The sequence below is a fragment of the Borrelia persica No12 genome (genome assembly GCF_000500045.1).
Taxonomy (GTDB): Bacteria; Spirochaetota; Spirochaetia; order Borreliales; family Borreliaceae; genus Borrelia; species Borrelia persica.
In genome coordinates this window covers 1-988 of sequence record NZ_AYOT01000023.1, presented here as the reverse complement: position 1 = coordinate 988, position 988 = coordinate 1, and the positions used below count along the sequence as shown (strand labels likewise).

Sequence of the window (988 nt, the reverse complement as noted above, 5' to 3'; positions counted from 1 at the left end):
TTGTGGCATAAGCCTATTAGTGAACTGTTGATTAGAGGTGGTTCTCTTAGTGATGAACCTTTGGATTCATTTTTGGAAGATAAAACTTTTTGTGGTGATACTGCTTTGAGATTGTGTTCAAGTTATAGATTGCGAGAAGAAGAGAGGTTTTCGGTATATTTAGATAGTGCCAGTTTTGTGTATCTTAAAAATATCACATTTTTGTACAATCAGGCCTTGGCTTTGCGAATTACGAGTGTTCCCAAAATATTGCTAGAAAATGTTGTTTTCAGACACACAAATCATGGTTTTAAAATTGATGGTGTTGACAATCTGACTTTAATTGGAATTGAAATTGAGTCCAATAAGAATGCGTCTGTTGCGGAGGGAGTGAATGCAATAATGAGGGGAGGAGTTGTCAAAAAAAATATAAATGGATTGAACTTTACTCGATTTTCTAGCATTAAGATCACTGGTGGTGAATTTAGTAACAATACGGGTGTTGCATTAAATCTTGGTGATGTTGTAATTGCTAGGCTTTCTGAGAACAATTTTGTAGAAAACAAAGTAGGACTTAAGACTCATTCGTTAGATTTGTTGATTCGTGACTTTTTTGTGAAAAATGAGCTTGGTGTGGAGATTATAAAAAACTCTGATGTTAGTGCTCGTGTTGTTGACGTKAGTATGTATCAAGAAAATRTTAAAGATAAAGAGGAGGYKGCATAATTTGGCTATCAGTGATGATGAYTTTGAAGAAATTAAAAGGCGCTTGCAGGCTGATAATGTAAAGATACAGTTTGGAGTTGGGAATATGGAGCAAGCTAAAACTTATATCGGTAAACTTGGTGAACCAATTGTAGTTGAGGATAAGGGTTTGTTTGCTATTTGCGATGGAAAAAGTAGTGAGAATCGAAAATATTATCCAATTAACAGAGGATTGTCGCCTTCTGCAGATGATGATACTTTGGATTCTTATATCAAAGATTTGATTGCAACTTGTTTAGAGAAT

At 34.7% G+C, this 988-nt stretch carries 1 protein-coding gene and 1 pseudogene; both read left to right on the top strand.

Annotated features, from left to right (window positions below):
* Positions 1 to 705 (top strand): right-handed parallel beta-helix repeat-containing protein (locus tag U881_RS0100405; RefSeq protein ID WP_024652908.1); only part of this gene is annotated, 705 nt, incomplete at its 5' end.
* Between the two features lies 1 nt (position 706).
* Positions 707 to 988 (top strand): annotated as a pseudogene (locus U881_RS0100400) (hypothetical protein); the annotation flags it as partial.